This is a genomic window from Microbacterium enclense, from assembly GCF_004022425.1.
Classification (GTDB): domain Bacteria; phylum Actinomycetota; class Actinomycetes; order Actinomycetales; family Microbacteriaceae; genus Microbacterium; species Microbacterium enclense_A.
Map to the genome: position 1 here is coordinate 1 of NZ_RBZY01000061.1, position 17,611 is coordinate 17,611.

The window sequence follows — 17,611 nt, forward strand, 5'->3', positions numbered from 1 at the left end:
CCCGCTGGCGCGCCGCACCGCGAGACTGCATCGAGCCGACAACTCCACTGCAGATTGCAACCGAGACGTCAGCCGGATGCAGTCTCGGTGACCCGGAGCGCCGCGGCGAGAACCGGAACGCCGCGGCGACCCGGAGCGCCGCCCGATCAGCCGGTGGCGCGCGCGGCGTACGCGTTAGCGGCGGCGGCGACGTCGTCGACGTAGCTGTCGAGGTGGTTGTACGAGAAGATCGCCCGCCGCCAGCCGGGCGCACTGGTCATCTCGCCGGCCGCGCACAGGTAGCGACCGGCCGCCAGGGCGGCGTCATCGATCTGGTTCGGGTCGGCCGCGCCGTCGCCGTTGCCGTCGGCGCCCCACCGCTCCCACGTGGCCGGGATGAACTGCAGCGGGCCCACGGCGCGATCCCACACGGCATCCCCGTCCCAGACACCCCCGTCGGTGTCGGCGATCGCCGCGCTCGCGGTGCCATCGAGCGGGATGCCGCGGATCGCGGGCTGAGGATACCCCCCGGCGTCGAGCTGCCCACCCGAGTGCGTGCCGTGCGCCGACTCGATCGCGCCGATGCCGGCGAGGGTGTTCCACCCCAGACCGCACGCCGGTTGCTCGGCCTTCACCGTCAGCGCCGCCGTCGCATAGGCGCGCAGGGCGCGTTCCGGGATGCCGGTCGCCGCCGCCGTGCGCGATGCCCAGGCCGGGTCGGCCGGGATGATGAACGCGCTCGAGGACGCGGCCGCCGGCGCCCCACCCGGCTCGGCGCCGATCGGAGGGCTCGTGCTCGGCGCGGTCTCGACCGCGGGTCCGGCCGCCGGCACCGCGTCGGTCTCGAGGGTCGGCGCCCAGGCGGCGACGCGATCGTGGAGGGGACGCTCGCGCCCGGCCACCTGCGACGACACGATCATTGCGACCGCGATGCCGACGAAGACCAGCGCCGCGACGGCGGCGAGAATCGAAGACCACGAACGTGCGCGGTCGGCGTCGAGATCCACGCAGACCCTTCCCTGAGCGCGGCTCGGGTGGCGCGCGCCGGGCCGAGGGTATCCGTCGAAGGGAACGGATCGGTGAACGGTGCCCGTCGATGCGGGTCTCGGCGCCGCGCGGGTGTCCAAGACACGCGGATGCCACGACCCGCGGTCCGCGTGTCTTGGACATTGAACTTCGGGAGCGCGGAAGGGCCGGGCGCTCCCGGCCGCCTCAGCCGCGGAAGCCCGCCGGATTCGCGAGGAGGTCCGCGAAGGCGAGCTCGGCGGGGCCGATGAGCATCAGGCGCGACCGCAGGTGCGCACGCTCGAGGCGGATGGTGCGGCCCTCCGCGCCCAGCGGGTGCACGCGCACCGCTTCGGCGAGGCGCTCCCGGCTGACCGACAGCAGCGCCCCGAGGTACCCCGAGAGCACCACCGTCTCGGGACTGAATGCGTTGACGAAGTTCGTCAGCGCGAGCGAGAGCGCCTCGACCTGACGGGTGACCTCGGCCATCACCCGCGGGTCGCGCGCGACCCCGAGCTCGACGTCGAGTTCGTCCTCGTCGAGCTTGCGGCGACCGAGCAGCGGCTCGAGCAGGTCGAGTCGAACCTCGGCTTCGAGGCATCCCCTCCGCCCGCACACGCACGACCGCCCGCGGGGATCGATGACGGTGTGGCCGAGCTCGCCGGCATAGCCCGACGTACCGCGCAGCAGCGTGCCGTCGATGATGAGCCCGCCGCCGATGCTGTGCATCGCGCCGCCGAGGTACAGCAGGTTCGACACTCCGACGCCGACACCGAACCGCGATTCGGCGAGGGCACCGATGCTCGCGTCGTTTCCCGCGGAGACCGGGATGCCGAGCTCATCGCTCAACCGCGCTGCCACCGGGTCGCGGCGCCACCCGAGCGTCGGCGACACCAGCACGGAGCCGTTCGCGTTCACAAGACCCGGGACGGCGAGGCCCGCACCGACCACCCGGTAGTGCCGGTCGATGTCGGCGCGCATCGCCTCGACGGACGACGCGACGATCTGCACGAAGCGGCGCGGCGACGGCGCGCTCGCGGTGTCGTGGCGGAGCCGGGCGTGGACGACGCCCCCGAGCCCGACGAGCGCGACCGTCACCGCGTGCGGCTCGGCGCGGACGCTCAGCGCCGAGACGTGGTCTTCGGGCTCGATGTCGAGCGTGGGCCGCCCGACCTTGCCGGTGCGCTCACCGGCGGCGACCTCGCGGACGAGCCCGAGCTCGGTCAGTTCCATGACGAGACCGGTGACGGTCGAGCGGTTCAGTCCGATCGTCGCGCCCAGCTGTGCGCGTGAGAGCGCTCCCCGGAGGTGCAGCAGCGACAGCACGGACGCGAGGTTCTGCTGTCGGATCAGGTCGTTCGTGGTTCGACCTGCGGGTGGTGCGAGCGGCGTCGCGGGCTCGAACACGGCAGGGGTCATGAGGAGGGCACCTCTCCCATTGTCGCACCGACCGCCCCCCGGTTCCCGCCGGTGTGGGGAGCACGGCGGACAGCCGCGCTCCCCACCCGGTCAGACACCGCCGTTGCGTCGCTTGTTGAAGATGTCGAACGCGACGGCCAGCAGCAGCACGATGCCCTTGATCGCCATCTGCCAGGCTGCGTCGACGCTGAGGATGGACAGGCCCATGTTGAGCACACCCATCACCAGACCACCGACGACCGCGCCGACGACCGTACCGATGCCGCCCTGCACGGCGGCGCCGCCGATGAACACCGCCGCGATGGCATCCAGTTCGTAGTTCTGACCGGCGGATGCCACGGCGCCACCGGCGCGTGCGGTGCTGACCACGGCGGCTAGGCCCGCGAGCACACCCATGTTCACGAAGATGAAGAAGTTGACCCACTTCGTCTTGACGCCGCTCATCACGGCGGCGAACAGGTTGCCGCCCATCGCGTAGATGTGGCGACCGAACGTCGTGCGGTTCAGCACGAACGTGTAGGCCAGCACGAGCACCGCGAGGATGATCAGCACGATCGGGGTGCCGTTGTACGCGGCGATCGTGAAGGCGACGGCCATGATCGCCACGACGGCGATCGCGTTCTTGAGCCAGAACGACCACGCGACCTCGCGGGGAAGCTCGAGGCGACGCAGCGTCGCGCGGGTGCGCAGCTGCTGCACGATGAGCAGGACGCCGGCGACCGCGCCGAGCACGAGGGTCAGGCTGTCCCAGTTGCCGACGTAGCCGAGGACGGGCGGGAGCCAGCCGGCGCCGATCGCCGTGAAGCCGTCGGGGAGGCCGCTGATCGTGCCGCCCGTGAGCAGCACCAGCGTGAGGCCGCGGAACAGGAGCATGCCCGCGAGGGTCACGATGAACGCGGGTATGCCGACGAAGGCGACCCAGAAGCCCTGCCACGCGCCGACGATCGCGCCGACGATGAGCGACAGGATGACGGCGATGTACCAGGGCAGACCCCACTGGTTCATCGCAATGGCCGCGATCGCGCCGACCATCGCCACGACCGACCCGACCGACAGGTCGATGTGGCCCGCGATGATCACCATGACCATGCCGATCGCGAGGATCAGCACGTAGGCGTTCTGCTGGATGAGGTTGTTGACGTTGCCCGGGAGCAGCAGGCGTCCGCCCGTGAGCACCTGGAACAGCACGATGATGATGACGAGGGCGGCGAGGATGCCGAACTGCCGGAAGTTGATGCGCGCCAGCAGGCCGCGGCGACGCGGCCCGGGTTGCGTCGGCGCTTCGACCGTCTGGGTGGATGCGGTGGCCATTGCTGTCAGTTCCTTCCGGCGGTCATGTGCCGCATGAGCGTCTCCTGGGTGGCATCCGCACGGCTGACCTCGGCCGTGATGCGCCCCTCGGAGATGGTGTAGATGCGGTCGGAGAGGCCGATGACCTCGGGCAGCTCCGACGAGATGACGATGACGGCCTTCCCCTGGGCCGCGAGTTCGTTGATGATGCCGTAGATCTCGTACTTCGCTCCGACGTCGATGCCGCGGGTGGGCTCGTCGAGGATCAGCACGTCGGGTCCGGTGAACATCCACTTCGACAGGACCACCTTCTGCTGGTTCCCGCCGGAGAGGCGTCCGGTGATCGCGGCGACGCTGGGCGCCTTGATGTTCATCTTGTAGCGGTACGAATCGGCGACCTTGTACTCGCGGTACCGGTCGACGACGCCGAGGCGCGCGAGGCGGGCGAGGGCGGATGCCGAGACGTTGACCTGGATGTCGCCGATGAGGTTGAGTCCGTACTTCTTGCGGTCCTCGGTGGCGTACGCGAGGCCGTTCTTGATCGCGGCATCCACGGTGCGGACATCGATCTGCTCACCGTTCTTGTAGACCTCTCCCGAGATCCCGGTGCCGTACATGCGGCCGAAGATGCTCATCGCGAGCTCGGTGCGGCCGGCACCCATGAGACCGGCGAAGCCGACGATCTCCCCCGCGCGCACCATGAAGGACGCGTCGTCGATGACCACGCGCTCCGTGTCGACGGGGTGGTGCACGGTCCAGTTCTCGACGCGGAAGAGTTCCTCGCCGATGTCGGGCTCGCGCGGCGGGAACAGGCTGTTGAGGTCGCGACCGACCATCGCGCGGATGATGCGGCCCTCGTCGGTGTCGGGATCGTCGCGCCGCATCGTCTCGATCGTCCGGCCGTCGCGGATGATCGTGATGCGGTCGGCGATGCGCAGCACCTCCTTCAGCTTGTGGCTGATGATGATGCAGGTGATCCCCTGGCCGCGCAGCTGATCGATGAGGTCGAGCAGGTGGGCGGAGTCGTCGTCGTTGAGGGCGGCGGTGGGCTCGTCGAGGATGAGGAGCTTCACTTCCTTGGCCAGCGCCTTCGCGATCTCGACGAGCTGCTGCTTGCCGACGCCGAGCTCGTAGATCTTGGTCGCCGGGTTCTCGCGCAGGCCGACGCGCTTGAGCAGGTCGGCGGCGGCGGTGTTGGTGGCGTTCCAGTCGATGACGCCGCGCTTGGCCTTCTCGTTGCCGAGGAAGATGTTCTCGGCGATCGAGAGGTACGGGCTGAGAGCCAGCTCCTGGTGGATGATGACGATGCCGGCGGCCTCGCTGTCGTTGATCGAGCGGAACGCGACCGGCTGGCCCTCGAGGGTGATCGTGCCGTCGAAGCTGCCCACCGGGTAGANCGACGTCGGACGCCTTCAGGAAGCCCGAGTCGATGAGCTTGGTCTGGACGTCGTCCTTGACGACGACCTCCGGCGTGAGCAGGTACGACGGGACGATCTTCTTGCCGTTGTCGTAGGTCTCCTCGTCGTTGACCTCGACGGTCTGGCCGTCCTTGATCTGCTCGATCATCGTGAAGACCCGGTCACCGAGCGCGCGGGTGTCCTTCCAGACCGTCATCGACTGCAGACCCTCGAGGATCGCCTTGACGTTGGCCTTGTCGGCATCCTGACCCGTGATGATCGGGTACTCCGCACCGGCGGTGTAGCCGGCCGACTTCAGGGATGCCTCGATGCCGATCGCGAGGCTGTCGTTGGGCGACAGAACGACGTTGACCTTCTTGCCGTCGCCGTAGAACGACGAGAGGCGGTTGTCCATCTCGGCCTGAGCCTTGTCGGAGGCCCACCCCTGGATGCCGATGCTCGCCCACGCGTCGTCGTTGGCGGGCGACTTGCCGCTGGGCACGACGAGCTGACCCTTCTCGACGTAGGGCTGGAGCACGTCCCAGGCGCCAGCGAAGAAGAACTTCGCGTTGTTGTCGTCGGGGCTGCCGGCGAACGGCTCGAGGTTGAACGGACCCGCACCGCTGGCGAGGTCGAGCTGCTCCTCGATGTACTCGCCCTGCAGGGTGCCGACCTTGTAGTTGTCGAACGTGGCGTAGTAGTCGACGTTCTCGCTGCCGTTGATGAGACGGTCGTAGGCGATGACCGTGGCGTTCTGCGCCTTGGCCTCCTGCAGCACCGGGCCGAGCGTCGAACCGTCGATGGCGGCGATCACGAGGATCTTCGCGCCACCCGAGATCTGGTTCTGGATCTGGCTGATCTGCTGGTCGGTCTTGTTGTCGGCGTACTGCAGGTCGACCGTGCAGCCCGCGTCGCTGAGCTTCTTCTGGAGCTGCTCACCGTCGTTGATCCAGCGCTCGAGGCTGCGGGTCGGCATCGCGATACCGACGTTGCACTCGCCGCTGCCCCCGGCGGCGTCTCCGCCGCCATCGGCGGGGCGCGTGGAGCTACAGGCTCCGAGACCGACGGCGAGCGCCGCGATGGCCGCGCCGGTCAGGATTTTCTTCAGCATTGTGATCTGCGTTCCTCTCTGAACTGCAGGGACCCCCGTGGTCCGCACCCGGCGCCCTCCCCGGCGTCGGATCGGGTACGTCCTCGTCCCGGCTTCCTGGTTTCCGTCGTAATTATGACGGCTCCGTGAACATATCCCCGGGTGCCCGGATTTGTCCAGAGTCGCGGCTCGCGCGGAATGCAACGAACAGGTAACGGAGTGGGGCTCGAGCCCCACTCCGTCATGCACCTCGTCCGCAACCGCTAAGGCTGCAATTCCTCCAGATCGTCGAGGAGGGAGGGATGCCGAGGCTCCCACCCCAACGCCTGCCGGGTGAGGGCACTCGACGCGGGCTGGTCCATCGCGAAGATCGAACCGAAGGGACCGAAAGTCTCCTCGGGCACCGATCGCACCGGAAGCCGGAGGCGTCGCCCGATGACCGTTGCGATGTCGACCACGCGGTCCCCCTCATCCGCAACGGCATGCCACGCGCTTCCGCCGGGCGCCGACTCGAGGGCCAGACGGAACAGAGCGGCAGCGTCGCGGGCGTGTACCGCGGGCCAGCGCTGCTGCCCGTCACCGGGGTAGCCGGCGACGCCGGTCCGTCGCGCCGCCGCGGCGAGAAGCCCGGCGAATCCTCCTTCACCCCGCTCGTGCACCGTACGCGGCATACGAACCGCGGAGGCCCGCACCCCGCGCGCCGACAGGTCGAGCAGAGCCGTGACGGCGAAGGCCCGGCTGGCCACGGGACCTTCGAGCGGGAGCGGGTCGGACTCGGTCGCCGCACGCCCCGACACCCACGGCGTGCCGGACACCGTGACGATCGGCTTCCCGGTCCCGATCAGCGCGCCTCCGAGGGTCGCCATCGCCTCCCGCTCCTCGGCGAGACCTCGATCGAGCGCCTTGGCACTGCCGTAATCACGGCTGAAGGCGAGGCTGATGACCCCGTCCGCTCGTGACGCGCCAGCGCGCAGGACGTCGAGGTCGGTGAGCGAGCCGCGGAGGACGTCCGCGCCGACGGCGCGGAGTGCCGACGCCGAGTCATCCGACCGCGCCAGCGCAAGGACGGAGTGGCCGTGGGTGAGCAGTTCGGCGACGACGGCCGTGCCGATCGTGCCTGTGCCGCCGGTGACGAAAACAATCATGGCGAAACCTTTCCGTGATGGGACTTTTGTCCCATCACCATACGCCCTGACGGGACAATTGTCCCATCAGATAGGATTCCGGTATGGCTCGATGGGAACCGGGAGCGCGCGAGCGACTCGTCGTCGCGGCCGTCGACCTGTTCACGGAGCAGGGGTACGACGCCACGACGGTGGCCGAGATAGCCGAGCGCGCCGGCGTGACCAAGAGCACGTTCTTCCGTCATTTCCCCGACAAGCGGGAACTCCTCGTGGCGGGACAGGAGACGCTCAGCCGTCTCCTGTCCGAGGGGATCGCCAAGGCCCCCGCGAATGCGAGCCCGCTGGAAGCGGTCGCCGCCGGACTCGCGCGCGCGTCGAGCGAGATGGGCCCGCAGAACCGCGCACTGGGACCTCGATTGAAAGCGGCCGTCGCCGCCAGTGTCGAGCTCCAGGAACGGGATGCGCTCAAGAGCGTCGGAATGGCCGCCGCGATGTCGGCGGCGCTGAGCGAGCGCGGCGTGCCCGCGGCGACGGCGCACCTCGCCAGCGAGATGGGGGTGCTGGCCTTCAAGCAGGGTTATCAGCGCTGGTCCGACGACCCCCGCGGTGATGAGCAGGGGCTCGCCCCGCATGTCCTTCGCGTGCTCGACGACCTCCGGGCCGCGGCCAGCGGCCTCGGCTGATCGGCGGAGGGCCGCGGCCAGCGGCCTCGGCTGATCAGCGGACGTCGCGGTCTGCCCCCGACCACAGATCGGCGCACTCGACGGCCTCGGCGCGGTGCGCCCGAAGGTACGGACGCGCCCCGGCATCGCCGCGCACCGCAGCGGCCACCGCGATCCAGTGGGCCCGGCCGATCACGACCGGATGCCCGGGGGCGCCGTCGTAGGTAGCGAACGCCAGCGCATCGTCGCTCGCGCGGGAGACCAACCGTGTCACGGCCGCGGCGGGGAGATCCGGGGTGTCGACGGGGATAACGACGACCGCGGGAGCGGGCGTGGATGCCGCCGCCTCCAGGCCCGCGCGCAGAGACGCCGACACGCCCTCGCTCCACCCCCTCGCGCGCACGATGGTCGTCCCCGCGGGGACGAGACGGCCTGCCGAGTCGGCTGCGGCACCCAGGACGACGAGGACGGGGTCGCACCCGCCGGCGCTGAGGGCGCGAACGGCCTTCTCGACCCAGGGGACGCCGTCCGCATCGCTGGCGAGAGCCTTGGGGCCCCCGAATCGGCGACCGGCTCCGGCGGCGAGGACGAGGCCCGCGGGCGTCTCTCCGACGGGGGCGGAACCGGTCGCGGAGGGCATGGTCACGACAGCGTAGCGTGCGTGAAACACGGCGGGGATACGGTCGCCAGCATGCTCGAACTGGCCGCCGATCTGCTGCCCCTGGTCGAACGCGGGGTACCCGTCGCGGCCGTCACGGTGACCCGTGTCGTGCGGAGCGCTCCGCGCGGGGTGGGCGCAACACTCGCCGTCACGGGGGACGCGCGCGTCATCGGGTCGATCTCGGGCGGGTGCGTCGAAGGGGATGCCGTGATGCTCGGTCTCGACGCGCTGCGCTCGGGTGCCGTGCGCCGGGGCAGCTTCGGATTCACCGGGCCGGACGATGCGATCGTCGCTGCGGGCCTCGCGTGCGGAGGCGCCGTCGAGGTGGTGGCCTACCCGATCGACGGCACGGATCCGCGGGTGCGCGCGGCTCTGATGAACGCTGCGGCCGGCCGCGACACCACGCTCGACCTGACCCTCGACGACGGGCCCGCCCTCACGCTCCACCGCCCCGGCCGTCCCCGACTCATCGTGCTCGGCGCGGGCGAACACGCGGCCGCCCTGTGCCGCGTGGGGGCGGCGGCGGGATTCGCCGTGACGGTGTGCGACGTGTGGGCGCTGCTGGTGACGCGCGAGCGCTTCCCCGAGGCATCCGAGCTCGTGGTCGCCCCGCCGCACGAGTACCTCGCTTCCCTCGAGACCCCCGACGACCGCACGGCCGTCTGCGTGCTGACGCACGACGAACGCCTCGACGTCCCGGCCCTGCGCGCGGCGCTCCGGCTCCCCGTCGGCTTCGTCGGCGCCATGGGGTCGCGTGCCACCGTTGCGCGACGCGCGGCACTGCTCACGCAGGCGGGGGTGACGGATGCCGAGCTCGGCCGGCTCCACTCCCCCCTGGGCCTCGACCTCGGCGCGCACACGCCCGAGGAGACCGCGCTGTCGGTGATCGCCGAGATCGTCGCCGCCCGCACCGGCGCCGGCGCTCGTCCTCTGCGATCCACCCTCGGACCGCTGCACACCGATGCCGCGGTCGGCTGCGCGACCCCGACCCCGGTCGCGGCCCGATGACGGCGCTCGTGATCCGCGGCGCGGTGGCCGTCGTCGAGGCCGAAGGTCGCGTGCGCACCGGCGACGTGGTGTGCGTCGACGGCGTCGTCGTCGGCACCCCGGCCCCCGCCGACGCGACGGTGATCGACGCGAGCGGATGCGTGGTCACCCCGGGTCTCGTCAACGCCCACCACCACCTGCTGCAGACGGCGTTCCGGACGCTGCCCGGCACCCGTGGCATCCCGATGCGGGACTGGCTACCGGCGATGGCGAACGCGTACTCTGCGGCGGGGGTCGACCCGGAACTGACCGGGATCGCCGCTCGCGCCGGGCTCGCCGAGGCGCTGCTGAGCGGAGTGACGACCGTCGCCGACCACCACCTGACCTGGCCCGCGTCGGCCGACACGGTCGCGATGGCGCGGGCGGCGGCCGATGCCGCCGCGGGACTCGGGGCGCGACTCGCCTTCGTCCGCGGAGCCGCGCGCGACGACCCGCAGGAGGCCGCGCTCTCGGCCGAAGCGATCGCCGCCGCGCTCGTCGACGGATGCCCCGGTGGCGTGACCGACGACGGGATGCTGCAGGTCGCCGTCGGCCCGGCGGGCGTGCACAGCGATCCGCGCGAGACGTTCGCGCTGCTGGCGGAGGTCGCCGAACGCCGGGGGCTCCGCCGCCGCACCCAGGCCAACGAGGTCGTCGACGTCGAGATCGCGCTCGACCGCTACGGGTGTCGCCCGCTCGATCTGCTCGAGGACTGGGGCTGGCTCGCTCCCGACGTCACCCTCGCTCACCTGTGCGGAGTCACCGACGACGAGATCGCCCGGATCGCCGCCTCGGGTGTCACCGCGACCCACGCCCCCGGCTGCGACGTGCCGATGGGGTGGGGCGTCGCACCGGTGGCGAAGCTCCGGGATGCCGGCATCCCGGTGGGCCTCGGAACGAGCGGCGGCGGGAGCAACGACGCCGGCCATCTCCTCGCCGATGCGCGCCTCGCGATGCAGGTGTCCGCGCTCGTGGGGCCGCAGCTCGCGGCATCCACGGTCCTGTCGATGGCGACCGAGGGATCGGCGGACGGTCTCGGGCGGCCCGAACTCGGGCGGCTGATCCCCGGCTCCGCCGCCGACCTGTGCCTGTGGGACGTCTCGGGTGTCGCGGACGCGGGGGTCGCCGATCCGGTTGCGGGCCTCGTGTGGGCCTCGCCCGGCCGCCGTCCGCGCACGGTCGTGGTCGCGGGTCGGGTGGTCGTGGTCGAGGGACGCCTCGCGACCGACGATGAGGCCGAGATCACCGCGCGGCTGTTCGAGAGGGTGGGACGATGACCAGCATGGCTCCCGCGATCCCCACCGACGATTCCGCCACCGGCTCCACCGGGGATGAACGCCTGGGGGCGCACCTGCGGGGCCTCCGCAAAGCACGCGGGTTGACGCTGACGCAGCTGGCCGAAGCGGCGGCCTTGTCGCATCCGTTCCTGAGTCAGCTCGAACGCGGCCTCGCGCGCCCGAGCATGGCGAGCCTCGAGCGACTGGCGCGGGCGCTGGGCACGAGCCGGGTCGAGCTCATCGCCGCATCCGAACCGCCGCGCCCCGACGAGAGCGCTCACCCGACGTTCGTGCGCGCCGACGAGGGCCTCGTCGGGCCCTACGCCGAGGGCAGCGCGCGGATGCTCGCCGAGGGCCCGCGCCGCTTCGAGCCCATGGAGCTCACGGGCGCGAATGCCGAGCCCGGCGACCACTACGTCCACGAGGAGGACGAATTCCTCACCGTGCTGGAGGGATCGATCGTCATCTCGCTCGGTCCGTTCGGCAAGACGACGCTCGCGGTCGGCGACTCGGTGTACTGCCGATCCGGCACCCCGCACCGCTGGCACTCCCCCGGGGGTGCGCCCTATCGATTGCTGATCGTGAAGGAACTGGTGCACGGCGCCCCCGACCCCGGCGAAGGAGACACATGAGCGACGGCCTGACGTTCGAGGTGACCGTACGCGAGCGACGGGAGGCGGCCGATGGCGTCGTCGTGCTCGACCTCGAGCGGGCCGGCGGGGTTCTGCCGCACTGGTCGCCCGGCGCTCATATCGACGTCGTCCTCCCCGGCGGCGTCGAACGCCAGTACTCGCTGTGCGGGACTCCCTCCGAGCGCGGCACGTGGCGGATCGGCGTGCTGCGCGAACGTGAGGGCTCGGTGTGGCTGCACGAGAACGCGCAGCCCGGCACGGCGCTCCGCGTCCGTGGACCCGCGAACCACTTCCTGTTCGCACCCACCGCCGGACGCTCCTACGTGTTCGTCGCCGGCGGCATCGGGATCACGCCGATCGTTCCCATGATCGAGGCCGCCGAGGCCGCCGGCGCCGCCTGGACGCTGCTCTACGCGGGCCGGTCGCGGCGCACGATGGTGTTCGCCCCCGAGCTCGCCGCGATGTACGGCGACCGCGTCGAGGTGTACGCCGCCGACGAGGGTCGACGCCTCGACCTCGACGCGCGCCTGGGCACGCCGGCATCCCGAACCGTCGTCTACGCTTGCGGCCCCGCGCGCCTTCTGGAATCCCTGGATGCCACGATGTCGGGCTGGCCGCGCGGGAGCCTGCACGTCGAACGGTTCGAGGCGAAGGTGCTCGGTCCGCCCGTGTGGACGGAGCCGTTCGAGGTCGACCTCATGATGTCGGGGCTGACCGTGACCGTGCCGCCCGAGAAGTCGATCCTCGAGGTCGTCGAGGAGTACGGCGCCGTCGTCCCCTCGAGCTGCCGCGTGGGGACGTGCGGGACGTGCGAGGTGCCCGTGATCGACGGCGAGGTCGAGCACCGCGACTCGGTGCTCTCGCCCGAGGAGCAGGAGGCGAATCGCACGATGATGCTGTGCGTGTCGCGCGCCGCCTGCCCGCGCATCACGATCGAGCTCTGACCGCGCGACGCGAGAGAGGTCAGAGCGGTCGGACAGGGCTGATGCCGTCGAGATCGAGGAGCACGGCCAACGCCCTCTCGGCGCGCTCGACGTCGGCGATACCGACCGATTCGGCCCAGCGGAGGCGCAGCCGGTCGAAGGCCGCGGCACCGAGGACGGTCATCTCCTCCCCCCGCTCGCTGATCGTCAGGAGCTTCCGGCGCGCGTCGACCGGATCGGGCTCGCGACGCACATAGCCGAGGGTTTCCAGCGTCGCGATGGTCTTCGCCGCGGCTTGCTTCGACACCCCCAGCGCCCGGCCGAGTGCAGACGCGTCGCCGGCCCCGGCGCGGATGGCCACCAGAGCGAACTCCAGTGTCGCCGTCACGCCCGGGTGGCCCCGGCGATCCAGCTCGTCGACGACGGCGTTCACCATGTTGTGAAAGGCCTGGTCGAGCAGCGTGGCGAGGCGTGTGCCGGGAGTCGACTCCATCCGTCGATGGTAGGTCACGGCCTCTCACTGGACAACCATGTTGTCCACCTGTCAAGATCAGACAACCTAATTGTCTATCTAGGAGGACATCATGTCCGATCAGTCTCTCGGTCGATCGATCGACGGCGTCACCCACCACCACGCCCACGTCAACGGCACCACCCTGCACTACGTGAGAGCCGGCGAGAGCGGCACACCCATCCTGCTCGTCCACGGGTTTCCCGAGTCCTGGTGGGCCTTCCACAAGGTGATCCCCCTGCTCGCACGTGAGCATCGCGTCTACGCCGTCGACCTGCGCGGCTTCGGCGACTCGGCGATCGCCGAGAAGGACCACAGCAGCAGCGTCGCGGCGCAGGACCTGCACGAACTGATCCGGCACCTGGACGTCGGGCCGGTCGTCGTCGCGGGCCAGGACATCGCCGGCGGCGCGCTGTACCGACTCGCCCACATGCACGCCGAGGACGTCTCCGCGCTCGTGGCCGTCGAGATGGGGCTCGCCGGATTCGGGCTGGAGGGCTTCGCCGACGTGACGCAGGGAGGATCGTGGCACATCGGAGCGCTCGCCGCTCCCGGAATCCCGCAGCTGCTCTTCACCGGTCGCGAAGAAGAGTTGCTCGCGACCTGGGCCTTCCCCTCCATGACCGCGGTCGCCGGATCCATCACGGCGACCGACATCGGCGAGTTCGCTCGGGGTTACGCGCGCCCGGGCGGCTGGAACGGCGCCGCGGGGATCTACTGTTCCATCCTCACCGAGGGCGAGGAGTTGCGCGCGCTCACGAGCCAGCGGAAGCTGACGATCCCCGTCCTGGCCGTCGGTGGTTTCGGGGGAGGGTTCACGGCCATGACGATGGGCAGCATCGTCGCCCACGACGTCACGTCGACGATTCTCGAGAACGTCGGGCATTACGTCGCGCTCGAAGCTCCCGATCGACTGTCGGACGCCATCACGGCGTTCCTCGCCACTGCGTGAAGTGAACACCGCCGGAGGCGTCGATCCGCGCCCCCGGCGGAGTCGGTTCAGCGGGGAGCCGTGTCCAGCGAGGAGAGAAGAGCATCGACCCGCCGGGCGATGTCGTCCCGGATCGCGACGACACCCTCCGCAGAGGCCAGAGCGGGATCGCCGACAGCCCAGTCCTCGTAGTGGACGCCGGGGATGATGGGGCAGACATCGCCGCACCCCATGGTGATCACCACGTCGGCTGCGCGGACCGCGTCGTCGGTGAGGGGCTTGGGGAACCGGAGCTCCTCGTCGCCGTCCCCGACGAGCTCGTCGAGGAGCGGCTGCACGTGGGGGTGGATCTCGGCGGCCGGAGCCGATCCGGCCGAACGGGCGACGACCGCTCCCCCTGCACGCTGGTTGACCAGCGCAGCGGCGAGCTGGGAACGACCCGCGTTGGCGACGCACACGAAGAGGATCTGGGGGACCCCGTTGGTGCGGTCACGAGTGATGTCCGCGAGGCGTTGACGCGCAAAACGCTCCGCCACGGGGAGCAGCAGGCTCGTCACCTTCGCCGTCTTGGCCAGTGTCGTGTAGGACTCCCTCACGATCGTCAAGATCAGGCTCGCACTGATCGCGGGGTACTGCGCGGAAAGGGAACCGGCGAGGTGAGTGAGGGCCTCATCGACGTCGCGGAGGCCGGCGTGCTCGGGCCGTGCACGGGGTGCGACGGCGGCGGGAGCGAACGACTCCAGGAGGGTCGTGATGGCGGGCCGCAGCGGCACGGCGACGCGGTACCACACCCAGGTCCCGCGACGCTCGGAGGTGAGGACCCCCGTGTCGCGGAGCAGTTTCAGATGGTGCGACACGGTCGGCTGGGATACGGATGCCAACTCCGCCAGATCGCACACACACGATTCGCCGCGCGGGTCGGTGGCGATCGCGGACAACATCCGCAGCCGAAGCGGGTCGGACAGTGCCTTCAGGGTGGAGGCGATCGCGGTCGCCGCCTCCTCGCCGATGGCATGGGGAGAAGCGGGCAGGCACACGTCGTCGTCCATGACGGGTGTGTCGAGGGTGGAGCTCATCATCGAGTCCTTTCACTAGCGGGGTTTCAGGGGGATCGGGGTCCGTGCGCCAGCGCGCCTCACGGCTCGGTCGAGGACCTCCTCGGCCGCCATGACCGGGGCGTCCAGGGCGGCAAGGAAGTGCTGCGCGTCCTGCGCTGCGGTGTAGCCGGACGAGCCGGATCCGACGATCACGAGTTCCGTCTCTTGGATCGACACGTGTCTATATTGACAAATCTCTATTCAGTCGTCAAGGGAGGGAGGCTGCATGCCACGGGCGGTCAGATCTCCGCGCGACGGCCGAGGCGACCGGCGAGCGCGTCGCCGACCGCCCGGTGGATGACGCGCATCGGGCGCCAGCGCCGCGTCGCCACCGCGCACCCGACGCACAGTGCGAGGAACAGTGCCGCGTTCGCCAGGCGAGCCAGGCTCCATCGTCGTCCCGTCGCCAGCTCGCGGTGGACGCGGTTGCGGAGGAAGTAGTACAGCAGGGCGGGGTTCGACGAGAGGAACATCGCCCGCACCTCGAAGCCCGGCGGCATCCACCGTTCTCCGCGGGGGTCGACGACGACGGCGTCGCGGACGTGACCGAGGCGTCCGCCGCGCGCGGCGATGCGAGACGTGTACTCGAGGTCGTCGCCGTACAGCACGAAGTCCGCTCGCGGCAGCCCGAGGACGCGCAGGACGTCGGCTCGGGCCAGGAGGCCTCCGTACGGGGCGTACGGAAGGTCGGTGCCGACGACCCCCAGGCGGGGCCGGCGCAGACGCAGGCGCTCGAGGAGGCGCCGAGCGAACACCCCCGCATCGACGCCCGCGAACGAGATCGCTTCACGTGGAGTCTCGCGCGCACTCTCGACCGCGACGGTCTCGGCGATCGTCGCGGGCTCCGCGTCGGCCGCGCGCAACGGCGCCACGGCCGTGAGGTCGTGCCCGGCGTCGCGCAGCGCACGATCCGCCGAGAGAAGACGGTCGAGGGCGCCGGGCTCGGGCAGATTGTCGTCGTCGAGGAGCCAGACGTATTCGGCACCCGCCTCGCGTGCGCCGGCGATCGCCGCACCGAACGCGGGGGCGGACCCCTCGTTGCGCGTAAGACGTCGCACGACGATGCGGCCATCGCTCCCGACGGCAGCGGCGTCGAGACGGGCAGCCGAGACGGGGACGGATCCGTTGTCGATGACGAGCACCGTCTCGACGCCCTCGTCGAGCATGCGGCCGACGACGGCGAGGCAGGATTCGTGCCGCGACCCGTAGGTGACGGTCGCGCCGGCGACGGTAGGACGGGCAAAGGTCATGGCGTCGCTCCCCGGTAGACCTGGGCGAGCGCGCGACGGAAGGCGTTGCCGGAGAACTCGTCCGCGACGATGTCCCGCACGAGCAGGGCCTCGCGGCGAGCCGCCGCCGGATCGGCGAGGGCGCGCAGCAGACCCGTCGCGAGCCCGCGCGCGTCGTCGGCCACGGAGAACACCCGGATCCGATCATCGACGATGCCCTCGACGCCGACCCCCGTCGACACGACCGGGATGCCGCGCACCATCGCCTCGACCGTCTTGAACTTCACCCCGGCTCCGGCCCGCAGCGGGACCAGCACGGCATCCGCCGTGGCGTACACCGGCTCGAGCGACTCGACGCGCCCCGTGATCCAGAACGACCCGGGGCGCTCGGACGCCAGCCGCCGCATCTCGGGCGTCGGTCGGGCGCCCGCGAACACGAACCGCACGTCCGGATGCTCGGCCAGCACCCGCGGGGCGATGTCCGTCATCGTCCACACCGCCGCCTCGGCGTTGACCGAGCGGTCGAACGCGCCGACGAAGAGCACGGTCGGAGTCGGATCGCCGGTGCGAGGCGAGATCTCTGACCCGTCCGCGAGGGGTGGCCGCACCACCACGGCCCGCGCGGATGGTCCGGCGACTCGACCCACGAGCGCGGCATCCTTCCCGCTGAAGGAGACGACCGCGTCGGCGTGACGGTAGATGCGGCGCTCGTCGCGGCGCACGCTCGCGCGGCGCCAGCGAGCCAGGAGAGCGCGGGGATGCCAGCCGGCACCGGTCGCGGAGAGGAAGCGCGCGTAGTTCTGCCACACGACGTCATGAGCGACGACGACATGGAACGCCGACCCCGCGGGGCGGCGACGGAGGCCGAGCCAGCCGGATTCGGTCCACTGGTACTCGATCGCGTCGGCCGTGGACAGCGCCCTGCGGGCCGCGGCGCTCCGCGCCAAAGCGCGGCGCCGCCGCGCGACGGGGCGCACCGGGAACAGTCGCTGCTCCTGCCGTTCCACCGCGTTCAGCAGACGGCGGGTGCGGGGCGAGTGCGGCGGGTGTTCGGGTACCAGCACGACGTCGATGAGGCCCGCGAGGGACTCCGCGGCGGCCCGGTTCTCGCGATCGTCGAACGAGACGACGGTGACCCGGTGCCCGAGTTCGCGAAGCGCCCGCAGGTGACGCAACAGGTAGTGGCCGCCCGCGTGCGGGATTCCCTCGTACGGGACGACCGGCGACAGACTGACGATCCGCATGCACCCTCCCCTTCGCACCGCGCGGTCGGCACGAGATTCCAGCGTGCCAACGCGGAGGTCTCGAGCCGTCGGCATCCCGCGTTCCCCCGGCCGGGTGAAATGCAGGCGGCGGGG

General features: G+C 71.0%; 16 protein-coding genes and 2 pseudogenes. 6 read left to right on the forward strand and 12 right to left on the reverse strand.

Annotated features, from left to right (window positions below; genetic code table 11):
• Positions 1–146: 146 nt before the first annotated feature.
• The 6 genes and pseudogenes from D8Y23_RS17155 to D8Y23_RS13915 all read right to left on the reverse strand — a co-directional run bounded on the left by D8Y23_RS17155 (position 147) and on the right by D8Y23_RS13915 (position 7,325).
• Positions 147–986: a lytic transglycosylase domain-containing protein gene (locus D8Y23_RS17155; RefSeq protein ID WP_240663908.1), complete on the reverse strand. Its 840-nt coding sequence runs from the start codon at positions 984–986 to the stop codon at positions 147–149.
• A 205-nt stretch (positions 987–1,191) separates the two neighbouring features.
• Positions 1,192–2,403: an ROK family protein gene (locus tag D8Y23_RS13895; RefSeq protein WP_128218692.1), complete on the reverse strand. Its 1,212-nt coding sequence runs from the start codon at positions 2,401–2,403 to the stop codon at positions 1,192–1,194.
• 90 nt (positions 2,404–2,493) lie between these two features.
• The gene (gene mmsB / locus D8Y23_RS13900) at positions 2,494–3,714 is read right to left on the reverse strand and encodes a multiple monosaccharide ABC transporter permease (RefSeq protein ID WP_128218693.1); all 1,221 of its coding nucleotides are present in this window, start codon (positions 3,712–3,714) and stop codon (positions 2,494–2,496) included.
• 5 nt (positions 3,715–3,719) lie between these two features.
• Positions 3,720–5,087: pseudogene (locus tag D8Y23_RS13905) on the reverse strand (ATP-binding cassette domain-containing protein); the annotation flags it as partial.
• A pseudogene (gene chvE / locus D8Y23_RS13910) lies at positions 5,086–6,201 on the reverse strand (multiple monosaccharide ABC transporter substrate-binding protein); the annotation flags it as partial. The pseudogenes chvE and D8Y23_RS13905, both read right to left, overlap by 2 nt.
• A 242-nt stretch (positions 6,202–6,443) precedes the next feature.
• A complete protein-coding gene (locus D8Y23_RS13915) occupies positions 6,444–7,325 on the reverse strand; it encodes an NAD-dependent epimerase/dehydratase family protein (RefSeq protein ID WP_128218694.1) in 882 nt (293 codons plus the stop codon).
• A gap of 83 nt (positions 7,326–7,408) precedes the next feature.
• On the opposite strand from D8Y23_RS13915, the gene D8Y23_RS13920 reads away from it, so the two are divergent.
• Positions 7,409–7,987 carry a TetR/AcrR family transcriptional regulator gene (locus tag D8Y23_RS13920; RefSeq protein ID WP_128218695.1) on the forward strand — a complete coding sequence of 193 codons (579 nt, stop codon included), beginning with the start codon at positions 7,409–7,411 and terminating at the stop codon, positions 7,985–7,987.
• Between the two features lie 34 nt (positions 7,988–8,021).
• Here D8Y23_RS13920 and D8Y23_RS13925 read toward each other — a convergent pair whose 3' ends face one another.
• On the reverse strand, positions 8,022–8,606 hold the full coding sequence (locus D8Y23_RS13925) for a nucleotidyltransferase family protein (RefSeq protein ID WP_128218696.1): 585 nt from the start codon (positions 8,604–8,606) through the stop codon (positions 8,022–8,024).
• A gap of 51 nt (positions 8,607–8,657) precedes the next feature.
• On the opposite strand from D8Y23_RS13925, the gene D8Y23_RS13930 reads away from it, so the two are divergent.
• Genes D8Y23_RS13930 through D8Y23_RS13945 form a run of 4 tightly spaced genes read left to right on the forward strand, consistent with a single transcriptional unit; the run spans position 8,658 to position 12,506 of the window.
• Entirely contained in the window at positions 8,658–9,635 is a 978-nt protein-coding gene (locus tag D8Y23_RS13930; protein WP_128218697.1) for an XdhC family protein, read from the forward strand.
• A complete protein-coding gene (locus D8Y23_RS13935) occupies positions 9,632–10,930 on the forward strand; it encodes an amidohydrolase family protein (protein WP_128218698.1) in 1,299 nt (432 codons plus the stop codon). The genes D8Y23_RS13930 and D8Y23_RS13935 overlap by 4 nt, the downstream gene beginning before the upstream one ends.
• Positions 10,927–11,562, forward strand: a complete 636-nt coding sequence (locus D8Y23_RS13940; RefSeq protein ID WP_128218699.1) for a helix-turn-helix domain-containing protein — start codon at positions 10,927–10,929, stop codon at positions 11,560–11,562. Before D8Y23_RS13935 ends, D8Y23_RS13940 begins: the two co-directional genes overlap by 4 nt.
• Positions 11,559–12,506 (forward strand): PDR/VanB family oxidoreductase, encoded by a 948-nt coding sequence (locus tag D8Y23_RS13945; protein ID WP_128218700.1) that lies wholly within the window; start codon positions 11,559–11,561, stop codon positions 12,504–12,506. The genes D8Y23_RS13940 and D8Y23_RS13945 overlap by 4 nt, the downstream gene beginning before the upstream one ends.
• Positions 12,507–12,525: 19 nt before the next feature.
• Here the strand turns inward: D8Y23_RS13945 and D8Y23_RS13950 are convergent, their stop codons facing one another.
• Positions 12,526–12,978: a MarR family winged helix-turn-helix transcriptional regulator gene (locus tag D8Y23_RS13950; RefSeq protein ID WP_205797193.1), complete on the reverse strand. Its 453-nt coding sequence runs from the start codon at positions 12,976–12,978 to the stop codon at positions 12,526–12,528.
• A gap of 91 nt (positions 12,979–13,069) precedes the next feature.
• Here D8Y23_RS13950 and D8Y23_RS13955 point away from each other — a divergent pair, with 91 nt between their 5' ends.
• Complete coding sequence (locus D8Y23_RS13955; protein WP_128218701.1) at positions 13,070–13,948, forward strand: alpha/beta fold hydrolase; 879 nt, start codon at positions 13,070–13,072, stop codon at positions 13,946–13,948.
• A 47-nt stretch (positions 13,949–13,995) separates the two neighbouring features.
• Here the strand turns inward: D8Y23_RS13955 and D8Y23_RS13960 are convergent, their stop codons facing one another.
• The 4 genes from D8Y23_RS13960 to D8Y23_RS13975 form a co-directional block, all read right to left on the reverse strand.
• Positions 13,996–15,003, reverse strand: a complete 1,008-nt coding sequence (locus D8Y23_RS13960; protein ID WP_128218702.1) for a metalloregulator ArsR/SmtB family transcription factor — start codon at positions 15,001–15,003, stop codon at positions 13,996–13,998.
• Positions 15,004–15,018: 15 nt separating this feature from the next.
• Complete coding sequence (locus tag D8Y23_RS13965) at positions 15,019–15,201, reverse strand: hypothetical protein (RefSeq protein ID WP_128218703.1); 183 nt, start codon at positions 15,199–15,201, stop codon at positions 15,019–15,021.
• Between the two features lie 62 nt (positions 15,202–15,263).
• On the reverse strand, positions 15,264–16,274 hold the full coding sequence (locus D8Y23_RS13970; RefSeq protein ID WP_128218704.1) for a glycosyltransferase: 1,011 nt from the start codon (positions 16,272–16,274) through the stop codon (positions 15,264–15,266).
• On the reverse strand, positions 16,271–17,497 hold the full coding sequence (locus D8Y23_RS13975; protein ID WP_164878249.1) for a glycosyltransferase family 4 protein: 1,227 nt from the start codon (positions 17,495–17,497) through the stop codon (positions 16,271–16,273). The genes D8Y23_RS13970 and D8Y23_RS13975 overlap by 4 nt, the downstream gene beginning before the upstream one ends.
• Between the last annotated feature and the right edge of the window lie 114 nt (positions 17,498–17,611).